The organism is Duganella dendranthematis (genome assembly GCF_012849375.1).
GTDB lineage: Bacteria > Pseudomonadota > Gammaproteobacteria > Burkholderiales > Burkholderiaceae_D > Rugamonas > Rugamonas dendranthematis.
In genome coordinates this window covers 5,324,991-5,343,219 of sequence record NZ_CP051684.1, presented here as the reverse complement: position 1 = coordinate 5,343,219, position 18,229 = coordinate 5,324,991, and the positions used below count along the sequence as shown (strand labels likewise).

The 18,229-nt window shown below is 62.0% G+C and carries 11 protein-coding genes; 4 read left to right on the top strand and 7 right to left on the bottom strand.

Features of this window, described 5'->3' with window-relative positions; genetic code table 11:
• The 7 genes from HH213_RS24510 to HH213_RS24480 all read right to left on the bottom strand — a co-directional run bounded on the left by HH213_RS24510 (window position 1) and on the right by HH213_RS24480 (window position 14,072).
• Window positions 1–2,889 (bottom strand): TonB-dependent receptor, encoded by a 2,889-nt coding sequence (locus HH213_RS24510; RefSeq protein WP_169113981.1) that lies wholly within the window; start codon window positions 2,887–2,889, stop codon window positions 1–3.
• 914 nt (window positions 2,890–3,803) lie between these two features.
• Window positions 3,804–4,172, bottom strand: coding sequence for a hypothetical protein (locus tag HH213_RS24505; RefSeq protein WP_229263140.1), 369 nt, complete (start codon window positions 4,170–4,172; stop codon window positions 3,804–3,806).
• A gap of 108 nt (window positions 4,173–4,280) precedes the next feature.
• Window positions 4,281–5,072 carry a TatD family hydrolase gene (locus tag HH213_RS24500; protein ID WP_169113980.1) on the bottom strand — a complete coding sequence of 264 codons (792 nt, stop codon included), beginning with the start codon at window positions 5,070–5,072 and terminating at the stop codon, window positions 4,281–4,283.
• A 4-nt stretch (window positions 5,073–5,076) separates the two neighbouring features.
• A complete protein-coding gene (gene lolD / locus HH213_RS24495; RefSeq protein ID WP_110847688.1) occupies window positions 5,077–5,766 on the bottom strand; it encodes a lipoprotein-releasing ABC transporter ATP-binding protein LolD in 690 nt (229 codons plus the stop codon).
• Window positions 5,759–7,024, bottom strand: coding sequence for a lipoprotein-releasing ABC transporter permease subunit (locus tag HH213_RS24490; protein WP_169113979.1), 1,266 nt, complete (start codon window positions 7,022–7,024; stop codon window positions 5,759–5,761). Before HH213_RS24490 ends, lolD begins: the two co-directional genes overlap by 8 nt.
• 143 nt (window positions 7,025–7,167) lie before the next feature.
• Window positions 7,168–7,830 carry a PEPxxWA-CTERM sorting domain-containing protein gene (locus HH213_RS24485; protein ID WP_169113978.1) on the bottom strand — a complete coding sequence of 221 codons (663 nt, stop codon included), beginning with the start codon at window positions 7,828–7,830 and terminating at the stop codon, window positions 7,168–7,170.
• Between the two features lie 32 nt (window positions 7,831–7,862).
• On the bottom strand, window positions 7,863–14,072 hold the full coding sequence (locus HH213_RS24480; protein WP_169113977.1) for an SdrD B-like domain-containing protein: 6,210 nt from the start codon (window positions 14,070–14,072) through the stop codon (window positions 7,863–7,865).
• Window positions 14,073–14,332: 260 nt separating this feature from the next.
• Between HH213_RS24480 and HH213_RS24475 the strand changes: the two genes are divergently transcribed.
• The 4 genes from HH213_RS24475 (at window position 14,333) to HH213_RS24460 (ending at window position 18,229) form a co-directional block, all read left to right on the top strand.
• Window positions 14,333–15,352: a hypothetical protein gene (locus tag HH213_RS24475; RefSeq protein WP_229263139.1), complete on the top strand. Its 1,020-nt coding sequence runs from the start codon at window positions 14,333–14,335 to the stop codon at window positions 15,350–15,352.
• Entirely contained in the window at window positions 15,349–17,043 is a 1,695-nt protein-coding gene (recJ, locus tag HH213_RS24470) for a single-stranded-DNA-specific exonuclease RecJ (RefSeq protein ID WP_169113975.1), read from the top strand. Before HH213_RS24475 ends, recJ begins: the two co-directional genes overlap by 4 nt.
• Window positions 17,044–17,104: 61 nt before the next feature.
• Window positions 17,105–17,539 carry an antitoxin Xre/MbcA/ParS toxin-binding domain-containing protein gene (locus HH213_RS24465; protein ID WP_161050739.1) on the top strand — a complete coding sequence of 145 codons (435 nt, stop codon included), beginning with the start codon at window positions 17,105–17,107 and terminating at the stop codon, window positions 17,537–17,539.
• On the top strand, window positions 17,540–18,229 hold the full coding sequence (locus tag HH213_RS24460) for an RES family NAD+ phosphorylase (RefSeq protein WP_169113974.1): 690 nt from the start codon (window positions 17,540–17,542) through the stop codon (window positions 18,227–18,229). It abuts the gene before it with no gap.

Below are 18,229 nucleotides of genomic sequence, written 5' to 3'. Positions count from 1 at the left end.
TTACATCTTCCAGCGCAAGCCAACCGAGACCGAGCGTCCGATCTGAAGCGTGCCGAAATTGGTCAGCTGCGCGTTACCCGCACTGCCGAAGTGGTAGTACTGCTGCTGCATTTCGTTGGTCAGGTTGACGCCACTGATATCAACCGACATGTTGTCGTTGATTTTGTACGACACTTGCATGTCCACGCTCTTTTCCGGATGACGCCAGATGCCGATCGGATTGGCAAACAACGCCGCTTCGTTACTGGCCAGGAAGCCGGAGCGCCAGACATAGGACAAGCGCGCGCTGACCGGGCCTTTTTCATACGCCAGCGTGGCGTTGTACGAGCTGTTGGACACGCCGAAGAACGGTGTCTTGAGCTGGGCGATGATCTCGCCGGCATCATTGGCATCAGGCACGTTCTGCGACGAGGTGAGTCGCGTATAGCTGCCCTGGAATCCCAGACCATCCAGCAGGCTCGGCAGACCTTTCGGGAAGTAGATCAAGCCCAGTTCGGCGCCACTGATCGTGCCGTCGGAGGCGTTGACCGGCGAGTTGATGACGTAATCGTAGCCATTCGTATGGTCGCCGCCCGAGGTCGAGTTGCGGAACGGGTCATTCGCCGGGTCGACGTGCACCTTGCGGCGCAAGCCCACCACCAGACCGTCGATCTTGCGCTTGAACGCAGTGCCATAGAGTGCGCTGTCTTTCTGGAAATACCACTCGGCCGTCAGATCCAGATTCTTGGAGCGGGTCGGTTTCAGGTCCGGATTGCCGCCGCTGCCCGAGCCGTAACCCACCTTCGACACGTCGTCACCCAATTGCAGCACTGGGTTCAGGTCACCGAAGTTCGGGCGGCGCAGGGTTTCGCCGTAGTTGAAGCGCATTACAACGTCCTTCGATGGGTCGTAAATCAGCGTCATGCTCGGCAATACCTTGCTGGTCGACTTGCTGGCACTGGACGGCGTGACCGCCTTGGTGGTGGCATCGACCTTGTAGAAGGTCATGTCGGTATCCACCTTGACGTAGCGCAGGCCGAAATTACCGCGCAGGCGATGGCCGAACAGTTCGTTCTGAGTATTCCCCATCAAGAACAGGTTGGCCGTCTTTTCTTCCACCTCGAAGGTCTTCTGCAGGCGCAGTTGGTCGGTGGTCAGGAAGTTCGGATCGGTCGAGCTAAACAGCTTGCGCCAGTCGTCGATGTGGTCGCGGATGTAGTAGGCATTCGGCTCGATCCATGAGCGCGGAACGTCCGAGATGTCCGTGCCGAAGTTCGAGTTGGTGGAGACATACTGCGGCCCCAGCGAGGCCAGGCTGCGGTTCAGTGTGCCCGATTGGGTCCGGTTCGCCTCCGACGCCTTGCGGTCGTCGAAGCGCGCGCCGAAGTGGATCGTCTCCAGCGGCCCCCAGTCGGCCTCGTAGATACCCGTCAGATTGGCGGTCGCGGCGCTGCCCTTGTTGCGGTTGGCGTTATCGTAAAACTGCGCGACATTCCACTTGCTCGGGTCGGTCAGGTCGGCGTTGTTGTTGTTAAAACCAAACGCCGTGTTGCCGCCGCCGGCATTGAAGTCGACATTGATGGAAGGTGCGACGCGGTCAATCCGGGTGGCGGTAAATTCAGAATGGTAGGTACTCGTCTGGTACGACAGGTCACCATCCAGCTTCAGGCGGTCGCCGACGTTCCATTTGCCGTTCAGGGCATAAACGTAGGAATCGGTTGCCGACGTGGTGTAGTCGCCGCTGTTGAAGCCATAAACGTTATTGACGGTACGGCTCTTGATGATATTGGTTCCCGGGAAGGTCGTAATCGTGCTCGCAGGGTTGCTGCCGAGATCCCCCCACCAGTCCACGAAGCTGAACAGCAACTGGTTGAAGGACTTGTCGCGATAACCGTTGTACATCGATTCGAAAGTGTAGACCGCATCGCTATTCGGCTTCCACTGCAACGCGAGATTGGCGGCAGGACGCTCACGCTTGCCCTGCACGTCGCTCTGGAACACGGCGTCACGCGACAGGTAGTATGGATAAGCTTTGCCGTTGAAATCCAGCGTCGAGCCAGCTGCCGTCGGCAAGCCGGTGTGGGTGCCGGGCGTCCAGATACTGGTGTCGGTGATGCGTTGCAGCGGCGTGTAACCTGGCGGAACTTCGGCGGCATTGGGGCTGGTGAACGGCACCATGGCGCCCGGCGTCACGCTTTCATTGCGGTACTTCGTCTGGCTGGCCGACAGATTGACCAGCGCGCCGACTTCGCCAATGCCGGTTTCCCAGCGGTTGCTGAACATGGCGCTGAGTTGCGGGTTGGCCTTCTTCGCCGGATCGAGGTAGGTTTCGCGCGCCGAGATCGACACTTTCGCTTCCTTGAAATCGAACGGCCGCAGCGACTTGACGTCAACCTGGCCGGCAATCCCGGTCTCCAGCTGGCTGGCGTCGCGCGTTTTATAGACATCAATCTGACGCACCAGGGTCGAAGGAATGTCCTGCAGTGCGACCTGCGTGCCGGACGCGGTGAAAATAGTCCGGCCGTTCCACGTAGTCTGAACGTCGGGCAGACCACGAATCGACAAGGTGCCGACTTCGCCGCCGGCGCGATTGGTGACCTGCACACCCGTCACGCGCTGTAGCGCTTCTACCACATTGTTGTCTGGCAGCTTGCCGATGTCCTCGGCAACCACCGATTCCACCACCTGATCGTTGGTGCGCTTGATGGCCAGGCTCTTGATCAGCGACGCCTTGACGCCGGTGACGACCACGGTGGTCTCGCCGTCAGTGGACTCCGTCTTTTCGACGGCTGCCTGGGCCCACACCGAGGCGCTGCTGAGCAGGCCGGCGCCCAGCAGCGCGACGACGGACAGTTTCAGGTGGCATGGATGTGCGGCGGCCGCCGCGCTGCGGATGGATTGGTGGTGCATGTTGTCTCCCTTAGTTGTATTTTTTTGATGCAGCTTTAACACCGCTCAATTCATCTTATGGAGATCGCAACACACGATCCAATCGTTTTTTTTCGCCGTCCGATATTGGTTTGGATATCTCCTACTGCGGCTGACAACGTCTGGAGTACGAGATGTCACCGCGTGACGTTGCCGCCATACCACTGTAAATGTGCCAATCGGTGGATGAGGTGCGGACACGGCAATTGAACTGTTGCGCCTGGGTCTTCATTGAAATATCAGGCAGGGGATCCAGTTGTAGAATCGTCACTTTGCCCGCCGGGCCGGAACAGGAAGTAGCCGTGCACAGCGGCTCTGTTAGCCGATCGGCAGTGACCGATCTTTTGGTAACCTTGGCAAAATCCACTTCGTAGACGCGGTAGGCATGCGTTGCCAGCTCGGCCGGAATCCCACTCACATTTTCCAGCACATCCGATACGCGCAAGCCGGGGCATTGCGCGGTGGGGTCCTACATTCCGATAAAAAGCGATGTGCTGATGGTAACCGCTAGAATAATTATCCTCCGCGACCGTATCCAGTACCCGCGCGTCCGGGTTGAAACTGTAAGAAGGAATCAGCTTCGCAACCCCTGAGAAGCTGCGCCTGTCGGTGCCGTACACCGAGGCAGTGATAATCGGCGACGGCTCGCTGGAAGCCTCGTCGAAGTGGGCGAACGTATAGTCTTCGGGCACGCTTGCCTCACACGTCCTGGAGCAACCAGCACATTCGACCACGCACTCCTGATACGCCCTCAATTGCGGAAAGCGTGGATCCAGCGTCACCGTCCGGATTTTTACGTCGAAGGCATCCCGATTAAAACTCGGGTAGGCGCAGCCACACAAGGCGGCGAGCGGCGCCAGCATCGCCAGCCATCGGAATAATTGCATTGCCACGGCTTACTTGACGCTAACGTCGGGCGCCTTGACGGCGATCCGCTCGGTGATGTTTTTGGTGGCAATGGTACCGGTCTGAGTCAAGGCCGTGGCCAGCATCTCGGTCATGCCGGTGCCCACACCGGTATAACTCGGCTGCGACACGTTGCCGCTGCGCTCCCACCAGCGGTATTGCCATAGGTCCTGCTGCCCCGCGCCCGACGAGCAATCGGCGGATTTGCATTTGAATTCCGTGAACACGACCTTGGCGGCAGGCGCATTGCATTTGGGGACATCAATGGCGCGCACGGAGACTTCGCTCGGTTCCGCAAAGCTCAGGGCCGGGAGGATCAGCAAGGCTGCAAGGCTGTAATAGCGGACGTGGTTTTTCAAAATAGTTTCTCCGTGTTGGTGATATGTTAAGTTTTGAATTATGCACTGTCGTGCAAATGTCAAATCTATCCAACTTTCACAAAACACAGAAATAAACTTATGGCAACATTATAGTGCCATGCGCGGCAGCGCGGCACGGGCGTTGGCCGTGGTGGCGTGCGCCACCTGCTGTTCCGATAGGCCGCGCAGTTCGGCCAGGACGGCGCCGATGCGCGGAATCTGGTCCGGGCTGTTGCGGCCCGGATGCACCCATGAGGGAGAGATGTCCGGCGCGTCGGTTTCCAGCACGATGGCGTCAAGCGGCAGTTCCGCAGCCATGCGGCGGATCTGCAAGGCGCGCGTGAAAGTCATGGCGCCGCCGAAGCCGAGTTTAAATCCCAGGTCGATATACATCTTGGCCTGCTGGTCGCTGCCGTTGAAGGCATGGGCGATGCCGCCCGCCGGCGGAATCTGCCGCACGTGCTTGAGGATCACGTCCTGCGAGCGGCGCACATGCATCAGCACCGGCAGTCCGAATTCGCGGGCGATTTTGAGCTGTTCGCGGAAGAAGAAAATCTGCTTCTCGCGCATGGCCGGTTCGGTCAGCATGGGAATGAAGAAGTCCAGACCGATCTCGCCGAGCGCCACGAAGCGCGGGTCGGCCATGGCGGCGGCGACCAGTTCGCGCAGCACGCGCAGGTCGTCCTCTTTGGCATTCGGCACGTAAATCGGATGGATGCCCAGCGCATAGCAGGCGTTGTCCACGCTGGCCGCGAGGCCTGCGACGATGGAAAAGTTGGCCGTTTCCACCGCCGGAATGACGATCATGCCCACACCCTGCGCTTTGGCCAGCGCGGCCTGCGCCGCCGATTCGTCGCCGAATTCGTGCGCGTCCAAATGGCAATGGGTGTCGATCCACATGGCGTTATACCTCGTCGGCCTGCAATCCCTGGTCGGTCATGCGCAGCACGCGGTCGCAGCGGCGTGCCAGTTCGATATCGTGGGTGACGATGACGAACGCGGTGCCCAGGGTACGCGACAACTCCAGCATCAGATCGAAAATCTGCTGCGCGGTGCCGTGATCGAGGTTGCCGGTCGGTTCGTCGGCCAGCACGCAGGCCGGTTGGGTGACCAGCGCGCGCGCCAGCGCCACGCGCTGACGTTCACCGCCGGACAATTCGCCCGGCACGTGGGTCACGCGCTTGCCCAGGTTGACGCGCTCCAGGATCTGCTGCGCCGCCGACCTCGACTCGTCGCGCTTGAGGCGACGGATCAGCAGCGGCATGGCGACGTTATCCAGCGCGCTGAATTCCGGCAGCAGGTGGTGGAACTGGTAGACGAAGCCCAGCGATTTATTCCGCAGGTCGCCGCGCGCGGTCTCACTCAGACTGGCGAAGTCCTTGCCTTGCAAGGTAACGCTTCCCTGGGTCGGCGTATCGAGGCCGCCCAGCAGATGCAGCAGCGTCGATTTGCCGGAGCCGGAGGCGCCGACGATGGCCACGCGTTCGCCGCGCCGCACATCAAGATCGATCCCGGCCAGCACTTTCACCGAATACGAGCCCTGGGTAAAGGTCTTGCCAAGATTGCGGCAGGACAGGACGACTGGTTCACTCATAGCGCAGTGCCTCCGCAGGTTTGACGCGGGCGGCCCACCAGCTTGGATACAGCGTGGCGACAAACGCCAGGATCACGGCCACGCCGCCGATCTTGAAGACGTCCGGCCAGCGCAGGTCCGACGGCACGGTGCTGATGTAGTAGATATCCTTGGACAAGAACTGCACTCCCAATAAATGTTCAATAAACGGTACGATCACATCGATATTCAGCGCCACCAGCACGCCGCCGGCCACGCCCAGCGCGGTGCCGAGGATGCCGACCAGCGCGCCCTGGATCATGAAGATCTTCATGATCGACGGCGGCGACGCGCCAAGCGTGCGCAGGATGGCGATGTCGGCCTGCTTGTCGGTCACGGTCATCACCAGCGTCGACACCAGATTGAAGGCGGCCACCGCGATGATCAGCGTCAGGATGATGAACATCATGCGCTTCTCGGTCTGCACGGCGGCGAACCAGTTGGCGTTGAGCTTGGACCAGTCGCGCACGAACAGGTCGCCCGGCATCGAAGCCTTCAGCTCTTTGGCCACTTGCGGCGCGCGGTTCATGTCTTTCAGGCGCAGGCGCAGGCCAGCCGGGGCGTCGATCCGCAGCAGTTTTTCGGCATCAGTCAGGTGGACGAAGGCCAGCGACGAATCGAACTCGTTGTGCCCTGCTTCAAAGATGCCGACCACGGTGAACGAGCGCAAACGCGGCAGCACACCGGCCGGTGTCGGCTGGCCCTGGGCCAGTGCCAGGGTCACCTTCTCACCCAGGTTGACGCGCAGCGCGCGCGCCAGCTCGATGCCCAGCACGATATTGTAAGCGCCCGGTTGCAGCGCGTTGAAACTACCGCGCTTGGTTTGCCGGGCGACGTCGGAGACTTGCGGTTCCTGGTCCGGCAGCACGCCGCGCACGATGGCCGGCCGCAGCACGTCGTCGCGCACCAGCATGCCCTGGGTTTCGGCAAACGGCGCGCTGCCGATCACTTCCGGATTCTTGCGGGCGTCGGCGGCCTCCTGCTGCCAGTTCGGCATGGCGCCGCTGTTGTCGAAGATTTCCACGTGGGCCAGCACCGACAGCATGCGGTCCGTCACTTCCTTCTGAAAGCCGTTCATCACCGACAGCACCACGATCAGCGCGGCCACGCCCAGGCCAATGCCGGCCATGGAAATCAGCGAGATAAACGATATAAAACTATTGCGTCCGCTGCGCTTGCCGGCGCGCGTGTAGCGCAGGCCGACCAGCCATTCGAACGGCAGATTCTTCACAATACTCATAGGCTCCGGAAGGCATCACACGAAATTAGCCCGAAGTGTGCCATACAAACGCACTTTCATGGGTGAAACACCGAACTTTCCACCCATAAAAAACCGCGCCAGGCAGCATGACTGCGGGCGCGGCGGAGGATCTTAAGATCTTCTTAAGCGGCGAATTGTTCGCTCTTTTTCGATTTGCGACGGCCCATGAAGCCGATCATGCCTGCGCCCAGCAGCATCATGGCCCAGGTTTCTGGCTCAGGTACGGCGGCGACGGCCAGTACGGTCTGCGAGCTGTGGTCCAGGCTCTTGTATTCGGTGTAGCTGTAATGGCTGACGCCACCGTAGCTATAGTCCTTGGCGGCCTGCACCCAGGTATTGGCGTCTTTGGAGATGGCGTCGTTGTTGTCGAAAGCGCCGCCGGTTTCGGCCAGCACGACGCTGCCAGGCAGGTTGGTCAAGCTCCACAGCGCCAGCTGGAACGATGCCGCCTTGTCGCTGTTGTAGACGCCGGCCACGAAGACATTGCTGTACGAGCTTTCATACAGGTTGCGGACCAGATCGCTGGGCGCATAGCTATTGGCGCTGTAGTTGGTCACCGATGGAATGCCCCAGGTCAACGGGTCGATGCAGAAGGCCAGCACGCTGCTGCTGCCGTTCACCACACTCCATGGTTCGACGGTGTAGCCCATCTGGCCGAAGATGCTGGAGTCCAGGTTGAAGTAGTCGGTGGTCGACTTGGCCGTGATGTTGATGGCCTGGCTGGCTTGGGCCACGGCCATGGTGGCGGCGAAGACAATGGCTTTCAGTGCGAATTGATGGTTCATGATTTCTTTTCTCTTTATAAAAATAATATTAATTAAGCGTGTACTGCCGGGGACTGGCCCACCAACTGAACTGCCTGACTACTTTCTTGCATCAAATCTGCGATGGTCGGCGTGACCACGCCGGCCGCTGCCGCGTCGCTGGCGGCGACGTTGAAGTAGACGTCGGTCATATCCGCCGTCTTGCCGTTGCTCAAGGTGACGCTGCTGCGTTCCAGGTGCAGGTTGTTATTGGCGTCCAGGAAAGGCAGCTCGGTGTAAGCGACCTTCAGGCTGGTGACGCCAACTTGCGCCAGGGTCATCAGTTCGCCAGCGTCGGTCTTGCCGTCGCTGTTGGCGTCCTGCCAGATGCGCAGTTCGCTGAAGTTGGCGTCTTTCGCATCGACCACGCCGTCGCCATTGCTGTCGTAGGTGGCCAGCTTGGCGAAGCCCGAACCTTTGCTGGCGCCGCCGAACAGTTCGCTGATGTCGTCGATCTTGCCGTTGCCGTTCTTGTCGATGGCCAGGAAGCCGTCGCCTTTCGACAGCCAGCCCGACTGGATCGCCTTGCCGGTGCCCAGCAGGTCGAAGCTGCCGGTCATGTCCTGGCGGGCGATGGTGTGGATGCCGTCGCCGTTGAGGTCGATGGCAATCGGCGTGATGCTGGCATCCCAGCTCATGTCGTTCTTGCCCGAAGTCAGCGTGATGGTGTCGGTCTTGGTGGTGTTGACCGGGTTCTTGGCGTCGCCCACCACGTCCGAATCGATCGCATCATTGGTGCCGACGTTCTTCACGCCCCACTTCCAGTCATTCATGTTGTAGGTGGCCTTGTCCGAGGAGAAGTACACCTTCACATTGCTCTTGTCGAACGCCAGGTAGTAATCGCCCGGATTCAGGTCGGTGAATTTGTAGTTGCCGCTGGCATCGGTCTTGATGGTGGTGCCGACCTGCTTGCCGGTCGCCGCATCAAACAGCGAGACGCTGATGCCGCCGATGCCTTCTTCACCGGTGTCCTGAATACCGTTGTGGTTGGCGTCGCGCCACACCTTGTCGCCGATGCTGGCCTTGCGGTAGATGCCGGCATCTTCGGTGGTGAGGTTCTGGCCGGTGGCCAGCGTGATGACATCGGTCTTGCCGCTGCTGCCCGAGACGGTGGTGATGTCGGAATCCTTGGCATCGCTGCCGATGCCGGACTTGGTGAAGTACCAGCCGGTGCTGTTGACCACTTCCACCTTGTAGTTGCCGGCCTGCAGATCGTCGAACAGGTACTGGCCGCCGTCATGGGTGACGGTGGTGGCTTGCAGCGTGCCGCTGGCGTCGTACAGCTTGACGGTGACGCCATCGACACCCTTCTCGCCGCTGTCCTGCACGCCGTTGTAGTTGCTGTCTTCCCACACGCGGTCGCCGATGCTGGCCGATTTGACCAGGCCGGCGTCATGGGTCTTGTCGACCTGGCCGGAGCTGAGCGTGAACTGCGCGCTCAAGCCGTTGCTGTCGGCGTCCGAATCGGCGCTGGTGCTGCTGCCCTGATTTTGCTTGGTGAATACGTAGCCGTCCGGCGCGGTGAACTTGACCGAATACTTGCCCGGCGTCAGATCGGTGAACGAATACAGGCCGTTGGCGTCGGTAGTCGCGGTGGCGACGGCTGCGCCTTTTTCATTCAGCAGCGTGACCTTGACGCCCTTGGCGGCGGTCTCGTTGCTTTGCTGGATGCCGTCGCCATTGGTGTCATACCAGACCTTGTCGCCGATTTCGCCTTTTTGATACAGGCCGGCGTCCAAGGTGGTGACGCTCTGGCCGGCGGTCACGGTAACCGAACCCAGGTTGCCGCTGGCGTCGGCATCGCTATCGGTGGCGCCACTGCTGCCCTGGTCCTTGGCGGTGATCAGGAAGCCGCTTGGCGCCTTGATGTCGACCGAATAGGTGCCCGCCTCCACCGAGAACTTGTAGTTGCCGTTGCTGTCGGTGGTGGTCGTCTTGACCACGGCGCCATTGCTGTTGCGCAGTTCGACGGTGACGCCGGCCTTGCCGGCTTCGCCGTCATCCTGGATGCCGTTGGCGTTCTTGTCGATCCATACGCGGTCGCCGATGGTGGCGGCGGCCAGCACGCCGGCGTCGACACTCTTGTCGATCTGGCCCGAGGTCAGCTTGACTACGTGCGATACGCCGGCGGCGCTGACGTCGGAATCGATAGCGTCGTTGCTGCCGATATTGGCGCTGGTGAAGGTCATGCCTTCCGGCAGCGATGCCTTGTCGAACACCACCGTGTAGTTGCCCGGTTTCAGGTTGCTGAACTGGTAGTTGCCGTTGGCGTCGGTGGTGACGCTGGCACCGACTTGCTTGCCATCGGCATCGAGCAGCGTGACTTTCACGCCGCACAGGCCGGCTTCGCTGCTGTCCTGCAGGCCGTTCTTGTTGCTGTCCAGCCAGACGCGGTCGCCGATGCTGCCCAGCTTGTACAGGCCGGCGTCAACGGTGGTGTTGACTTCGCCCGCTTTCAACGTGACGGCGGCGCTTTGGCCGGTGCTGCTAAAGTCGCTGTCGATGGTGTCGTCGGCGCCGACATCCTTGCCGGTGAAATAGTAGTCTTTCGGCGCGGTGACCGACACGGTGTAGCTGCCCGGATCGGCGGTAAAGCTGTACTTGCCGTCGGTGCCGGTGGTGGTGGTCTGCACCACTTTGCCGGTGCTGTCTTTCAGCTGCACACTGACGCCGCTGATGCCGGCTTCGCCCGCATCCTGCACGCCGTTGCCGTTCTTGTCTTCAAACACAAAGTCGCCCAGCTTGGCTGGCAAGGCGACGATGCCGGCGTCCAGATCGCTGTAGACCTGGCCCGAGGTCAGGGTCACTTGCGCGGTCTTGCCGGTGGTGACGTTGGCGTCTGAATCCTTGGCGTCGTTGCCGCCCAGATCGGCGCCAGTGAACACGTAGTTGGCCGGCAGACTGGCCTTGTCGAACTGCACGCTGTAGGTGCCCGGCTTCAGGTTGGCGAAGCTGTAATTGCCGTTGGCGTCGGTGGTGGCGGTGGTGCCGGTCGGGTTGCCCGAAGCGTCAAGCAGGATGACCTTGACGTTGGCCACGCCGGCTTCGCCGCTGTCCTGTACGCCGTTTTTATTGGCGTCCAGCCAGACGCGGTCGCCCAGCGTCCCGCCTTTGTAGAAGCCGGCGTCGACGTTGTTGTTGGTCTGGCCTGCGCTCAGCGTAATGACGTCGCTCTGGCCGTTGGCGTTGATGTCGCTGTCGACCGCGTCTACGCCCTTGTGCTGGTCGGTGGCGGTCATGCCGGTTGGCGCGGTCACGGAAACCGTGTACTTGCCCGGATCGACGGTGAAGCTGTACTTGCCGTCGGCGCCGGTGGTGGTGGTCTTGACGATGTTGCCGCTCTCGTCCTTCAGATCCACCTTGACGCCGACGATGCCGGCTTCGCCGCTGTCCTGCACGCCGTTGCCGTTGGTGTCTTCCCATACGCGGTCGCCCACGGTTGCTTGCTGAATCACCAGCCCGGCGCGCAGCGTCAAGTCCTGGCCCGAGGCCAGCGTGACTTGCGCGGTTTTGCCGGTGCCGGTGTCGGCGTCCGAACCGATGCCGCCCGGACCGCCCTGGGCGGCCGAGGTGAAGTCGTAACCGGCCGGCAGGCTGCTCTTGTCGAACTGCACGCTGTACTTGCCCGGGGTCAGGTTGGTGAACTGGTAATGGCCGTCGGCATCGGTGGTCGCGCTGGCGCCCGGCACGGCAACACCGTTGGCGTCCAGCAGGATGACCTTGACGCCGGCGGCGCCGGTTTCGCCGTTGTCCAGACGGCCATCACGGTCGGCGTCGAACCAGACCACCTGGCTCAGCGAGGCCGGACGGTAGACGCCGGCATCGATATCGTTGTTGACGTCGCCAGACGCCAGCGTGACCTTGGCGTCGCCGCTGGCGTTGACGTCGCTGTCCAGCGCGCCATTGCCGCCCTTGCCGGCGCCGGTGAACACATAGCCCGATGGCGGCGCCACCGAGACGGTGTACGTGCCCGGATCGACGGTAAAGCTGTATTGGCCGCCGTCGTGGGTGACCACGGTGCTGACCACGTTGCCGCCGGCGTCCTTCAGCGAGACGGTGGCGCCATCAATGCCCTGCTCGCCGGCATCCTGCACGCCGTTGCCGTTGCTGTCTTCCCACACGCGGTTGCCCACGGTGGCCTGCACCACCACGATGCCGGCATCGACGTCATGGTTGTGGTCACCAGAATTGAGCGTGACTTGCGCGGTCTTGCCGGTGACGACGTCGGCGTCCGAGCCGGTGTCGGCCGCGCCCTGGCCGGCGCTGGTGAACACATAATTGGCCGGCAACGTGGTTTTGTCGAACTGCACGCTGTAAGTGCCTGGTTTCAGATCGTTGAAGCTGTAGTTACCGCTGGCGTCGGTGGTGGCGGTGATGCCGGTCGGGTTGCCGGACGCGTCCAGCAGGATGACCTTGACGCCGGCCACGCCGGTTTCGCCGCTGTCCTGCACACCGTTGCGGTTGGCGTCCAGCCAGACTTTGTCGCCCAGCGAGGCTGGACGGTAGAAGCCGGCGTCGACGTCGGTCTTGACCTGGCCCGGCGTCAGCGTGATGGCGGCGGTGTTGCCGCTGGCGTCGATGTCGCTGTCGGCGGCGGCATCGCCGCCCTTGCCTGCGCCGGTGGCGACGTAGCCATCCGGTGCGGTCACCGATACCGAATAGGTGCCCGGGTCGACGGTAAAGCTGTATTGGCCGCCGTCGTGGGTGGTAACGGAGCTGACGACTTTGCCGCTGCTGTCCTTCAGCGCGACCTGCACGCCGTCGATGCCCTGCTCGTTCGCGTCCTGCACGCCGTTGCCATTGGTGTCTTCCCACACGCGGTCGCCCACGGTGGCTTGCTTGATGACGATGCCGGCATCAAGGTGCTGGTTACTGTCGCCCGAATTCAGCGTCACTTGCGCGGTCTTGCCGGTGGTGACGTCGGCGTCGGAATCCTTGGTAGCATCGCCGCCCTGGCCTTGGGTGGTCAGCAGGTAGTTGGCCGGCAGCGTGGTCTGGTCGAACTGCACGCTATAGGCGCCCGGTTTCAGGTTGCTAAACTGGTAGTGCCCGCTGGCGTCGGTGGTGGCGGTAGCGCCGGCGACCGGATTGCCGTTGGCGTCCAGCAGCGTGACCTTGACGCCGGCCACGCCGGCTTCACCGCTGTCCTGCACGCCGTTGCGGTTGGTGTCGTACCAGACGGTGTCGCCCAGCGACACTGGGCGGTACAGGCCGGCATCGGCCTTGTTATTGGTTTCGCCCGGCGCCAGCGCGATCGGCGCGGTGCTGCCAGCGGCGTTGATGTCGCTGTCGGTGGCGTCGTTGCCGCCCTGGCCCTGCTGGGTGGCGACATAGCCGGCCGGCGCTTGCACCGTGACCGAATAGGTGCCGGCGTTAACGTCGAAGTGATAGGCGCCCGAACCATCGGTGGTGGTGGTGGCAACCACCTGGCCGCCGCCATCCTTCAGTTGCACGGTGACGCCGGCGATGCCCGCTTCGCCGCTGTCCTGCACGCCGTTGCCATTGGTATCTTCCCAGACGAAGTCGCCCAGGTGCGCCTGTGGCACTTTGAAGGTCAGGTAATTTGGCGTGGCGCTGGTGTCGGCCGCGCCGCAGCCGACCAGGCCGCCCGCGTCGCGCACTTTGAAGCCGATGTCGAAGCTGCCCGACGTAGTCTGGCTCGGCTCGAAGGCCAGCTTGCCGGCGGCGATGTCGGCAGCGGAGATTTCCGCGCCGATCGCCACGGCCGCGCCGTTCAGCGTCAGTGTGCCGGCGGTCGGCAGCGAGGTGATGATCACTGACTGGAAGGCGTCGTGCTCGACCTTGTCGACGAAGCCAAAGTCGGATTGCGCCAGCGAGATGGCGTTGCCGTTGCTGAGGTTGAAGGTCTTGTCGGCACCGGTCGGCGCGTCATTGACGGGATCGACCACCACCTGCAAGCTCAGCGTGATGTTATTCGAGACGCCGGCACCTTGGTCCAGCACGAATTCGAAGGTAGCAAACTTGCCGTTGTAGTTTTCCGCCCACTGGCCGGGACGCACGTAAATGGTGTCGGCGTCGACCTTGCCAATCAGCCCCGTATCCTTGGTTGTGACCGTTCCGTCCGGCAATACTACCGACATTGCGTTGATTTTCAGCGTGGTGCTCGCAGTGTAGCCGGCGCTGGCCAGCAGGTCGCGTACGTCAAAGGTACCATTAGTATCTTCGCAAATGTGAATAGTAGTAGCAAGATTGATCGAGCTCATACGAGGCCTTCAAGAATAGTTTTTGGAGTTATAAAGGTGCCAGCACGGCTGCTACGCTGATTGGGTAGGCAGTGTTGGGTAGTACAAGAACCGGTATCACATTGTTTTGAGTGATACCTTGTGGACATCTAAGTTGTCGCAATTATAGCGAACATTTACTTAGAATAATTAAGTTTTTTTGCAACTCCGTGGTTTTTTCGTAATTATTGTTTCTTTAAAGAATTAATTCATCAAAAGCCCCAATGCCCTACAATCTCGGGATGACTGAAATTATCCTGGCCTTGCCCTTTGCCCTGCCCCCGCCTGAACTGGCCAATGATCTGTTGCGCGCGCTGAAGACACCATCGCTGGCCTCCCTGCTGGGCCGTCACAGCACACTGCAATATAGTGAGTTCGACCACAACAGCCGCGTGCTGCCGCACGAAGCGTGGCTCAGTCATGCGCTGGGCCTTGGCGACAACGCCCCGCTAGCCACCGCCTGCATGCGCGGCTGCGGGCTGGCGGCGGAAGCCGAGCAAGGCCATTGGTTCATGCTGCAACCGGCGTATGTGCAGATCTCGCGCACCCATTTTTTACTGACCGACCTGCGCGGCCTGCAACTGAGCGAGGCCGATTCGCGTGCGCTGTACGAGGTGGCGCGGCCGTATTTCGACGATATCGGCAAGCCGCTGCTGCACGGCGCTCCAGGTCTGTGGTTTGTGCGCGCCGACGAATGGGCCAGCCTGAGCACCGCCTCGCCAGACGCCGCCACCACCCAGAGCATGGGCGACTGGCTGCCGGAGGGCGACCACGCGCGCGCCTTCCGCAAGCTGCAAAACGAAATCCAGATGCTGTGGCATGAACATCCGATCAACGAAGCGCGCCAGGCGCGCGGCCTGCAACCGGTGAATTCCTGCTGGCTGTGGGGCGGCGCCGGTCCGGCAGCGACTAGCGGCCAAGTGGCCATCAGCGCCGACACCGCATGGATGGCGGCATTGGCAGCGCCGGAGCGGCGCCAGCCGACCGCGCAGCAACTGATCGACCAGCCGGGCGCGGCGCTGCTGGCCGACCTGATCGCCCCAGCGCAAGTGGGCGACTGGTCCGACTGGCTGGCGCGCATGCTGCGCTTCGAGCAGGATTGGTTTGCGCCGCTGCTGGCCGCGCTGAAGGATGGCCGCATCGGCAGCGTCAAGCTGGTGCTGAGCCACCGCTTCGGCACCAGCAGCGTCACCAGCAGCAAACTGGCGCAACGCAAATTCTGGCGCCAGCCGACCCTGAATCCTTTGTTGAAGCAATCATGACCCGTATCGCCACCCGCAACATCCCGTTCCGCGAATCCGAAATGCTGCGCCAGAACGGCATCCACCCAGTGCTGGCGCGCCTGTACGCCGCGCGCGGCCTGACCGATCCGAAAGAACTGTCCAGCGAACTGGCAGCCATGATTCCGCCATCCGGCCTGCTGCACATCGACGCCGCCGCCGTGTTCCTGGCCGACTCCATCGGCGCGCGCAAGCGCATGGTGATCGTGGCCGATTACGACTGCGACGGCGCCACCGCCTGCGCCGTGGCGCTGCGCGGGCTGCGCGCGATGGGTGCCGATATCGACTTCATCGTGCCGAACCGCTTCGAGTACGGTTACGGCCTGACGCCGGAAATCGTCGAGCTGACGGCGCGCGAAAAGCAGCCGGACATCATCATCACCGTCGACAACGGCATCGCCAGCATCGACGGCGTGGCGGAAGCCAACCGGCGCGGCATCGAAGTGATAGTCACCGATCACCACTTGCCGGCCGATACCCTGCCCGCCGCGCGCGTGATCGTCAATCCCAACCAGCCGGAGTGCGGCTTCCCGAGCAAGCATATCGCCGGTGTCGGCGTGATGTTCTATGTGCTGCTGGCCTTGCGCGCCGAGTTGCGCAAGCGCGGCGTGTTCGACGCCCAGACGCAGCCCAAGCTGGACAACATGCTCGACCTGGTGGCACTGGGCACTGTGGCGGACGTGGTCAAGCTGGATGCCAACAACCGCATCCTGGTGGCGCAAGGCCTGAAGCGCATGCGCGCCGGCCGCATGCACGCCGGCGTGGCGGCGCTGTTCCGCGTGGCCGGCCGCGAGCCACGCAACGCCAATCCGTTCGATCTGGGCTTCGCGCTCGGCCCGCGCCTGAACGCGGCCGGCCGGCTGGAAGATATGTCGCTGGGGATCGAATGCCTGGTCACCGACGATGAAGACCGCGCATGGCAGCTGGCGCAGCAGCTTAACGAAATCAATTTGAAACGGCGCGAGATCGAAGCCGACATGCAGGACGCGGCGCTGCTGCACCTGGACGCCTTCGAGCCGGCCGAGAGCAGCACCATCTGCGTGTTCGACGACTCCTGGCACCAGGGCGTGATCGGCATCGTCGCCTCGCGCCTGAAGGAGAAGTTTTATCGCCCGACCATTACCTTCGCCCCCGGCGCGGATGGCTGGATCAAAGGGTCGGGCCGCTCGATTCCCGGCTTCCACCTGCGCGACGCGCTGGACCTGGTGTATAAAAAGGCGCCGTCGCTGATCGACAAATTCGGCGGTCACGCGATGGCGGCCGGCCTGACGCTGCGCGCCGACGCTTTCGACGCCTTCGCCAAGGCCTTCGAGGAAGTCGGCCGCGCATGGCTCAGCAAGCAGCAGCTGGAACGCGTCGTCGAAACCGACGGCCCGCTGGAAGACGCCTATTACACCACCAATTTCATCGAACTGATGGCCGGCCAGGTGTGGGGTCAAGGCTTTGCGCCGCCGGTATTCTGCGACGATTTCCGCGTAGTCAGCCAGCGCATTCTGAAAGAGCGCCACCTCAAGCTACTGCTGGAGAAAAACGGCGCCCGCTACGACGCCATCTGGTTCGGCCACACCGACGCGCTGGGCGACCGCGCCAAAGTCGCGTTCCGGCTGGACGCCAACGAGTACAACGGCGTGACGAAAGTGCAACTGCTGGTGGAGCACGCCGAGGCGGCATAATTGAAAACGGATTGTATTTTATCCAAAAACGGAGTATAAAGAATCCATTACCGGAGGATTTATGCTGAACTATGCCTACCCTCGCAGCCGCTTCGAGCCGACCGTCCTGGTGGATCTCAACGCCAAGGCCGAGCGCGAACGGCTGTCGCAATCGGCCCTGAAGGGCTTTTTCAAGCTGGTCGCCACCTGGAAGGTGCGCGACGAAGATGCACGGCAACTACTGGGCGGCCTGTCCAACAGCGCTTACTACGACTGGAAGAAAAACCCGGAACGTACGCTGGAAGTCGATTGCATCACTCGCATTTCCTACCTGCTGGGCATTTACAAGGCGCTGCACATCATCTACGGCGACAAGCTCGCCGATGAATGGATCAGCCTGCCCAACAACAACCAGATTTTCGAGGGCCGCACGCCGCTGGCCTATATGCTGGGCGGCGGCCTGCTGGCCATGCAAACCGTGCGCCAATTGCTGGACGCCCGCCGCGGAGGACTGTAAGTGCCGGTCAGCCTTGTTCCGCCTTTAACCGCGCTGCGCCAGTTCGACACCTGCCGTTTGCTGCCCTCCCGCTTTGCGGACGTGGAGGATTCCGTGCTGGCGCCGTTGGCCGACAGCGACGCCCACCTGCGCGACCTGTTCGACCTGGATAACGCCACCAACGCCCGGCTGCGCACGCAGAACGGCGGCGCGGCCGGCATCAATGTCGATGAACTGGTGTTCGGCGTGCCCAACTTCCGCATCGTCAACGCCGCGTTTACCTATGCGCATCCGCAGGGCAGCCGCTTCAACGACGGCCGGCGCGGCGCCTGGTATTGCGCGTTTGACGCCAAGACGGCGCTGGCGGAAGTCAGCTTCCATAAAGCGGTGGAGTATGCGGAAATCAACCGCTTCGACGACAGCGTGCAGTATCAATGCATGCTGGCCGATTTCACCGCCACCTTCCACGACCTGCGCAACCAGCCACGCTACGACGACTGCCTGGCTGCGGACAGCTACGTCGCCTCACAAACGCTGGCCGAACGGCTGCTGGATGGCGGTTCGCTCGGCATCCTCTACCCAAGCGTGCGGCGCAACGGCGGCGTCAACCTGGCCTGCTTCCGCCCTGCCCTGGTGGGCAATGTTCGCAAAGGCGCGGTCTATCGGTTAACATGGCAAGGTAGCCCAGTACCGAAGATAGAAATTATTTAA

Coding starts and splice junctions, on each gene's coding strand:
- HH213_RS24485 (WP_169113978.1), bottom strand. CDS start 7,830: ATGAACCATCAATTCGCACTGAAAGCCATTGTCTTCGCCGCCACCATG.
- lolD (WP_110847688.1), bottom strand. CDS start 5,766: ATGAGTGAACCAGTCGTCCTGTCCTGCCGCAATCTTGGCAAGACCTTT.
- HH213_RS24510 (WP_169113981.1), bottom strand. CDS start 2,889: ATGCACCACCAATCCATCCGCAGCGCGGCGGCCGCCGCACATCCATGC.
- HH213_RS24475 (WP_229263139.1), top strand. CDS start 14,333: ATGACTGAAATTATCCTGGCCTTGCCCTTTGCCCTGCCCCCGCCTGAA.
- HH213_RS24490 (WP_169113979.1), bottom strand. CDS start 7,024: ATGAGTATTGTGAAGAATCTGCCGTTCGAATGGCTGGTCGGCCTGCGC.
- recJ (WP_169113975.1), top strand. CDS start 15,349: ATGACCCGTATCGCCACCCGCAACATCCCGTTCCGCGAATCCGAAATG.
- HH213_RS24465 (WP_161050739.1), top strand. CDS start 17,105: ATGCTGAACTATGCCTACCCTCGCAGCCGCTTCGAGCCGACCGTCCTG.
- HH213_RS24500 (WP_169113980.1), bottom strand. CDS start 5,072: ATGTGGATCGACACCCATTGCCATTTGGACGCGCACGAATTCGGCGAC.
- HH213_RS24480 (WP_169113977.1), bottom strand. CDS start 14,072: ATGAGCTCGATCAATCTTGCTACTACTATTCACATTTGCGAAGATACT.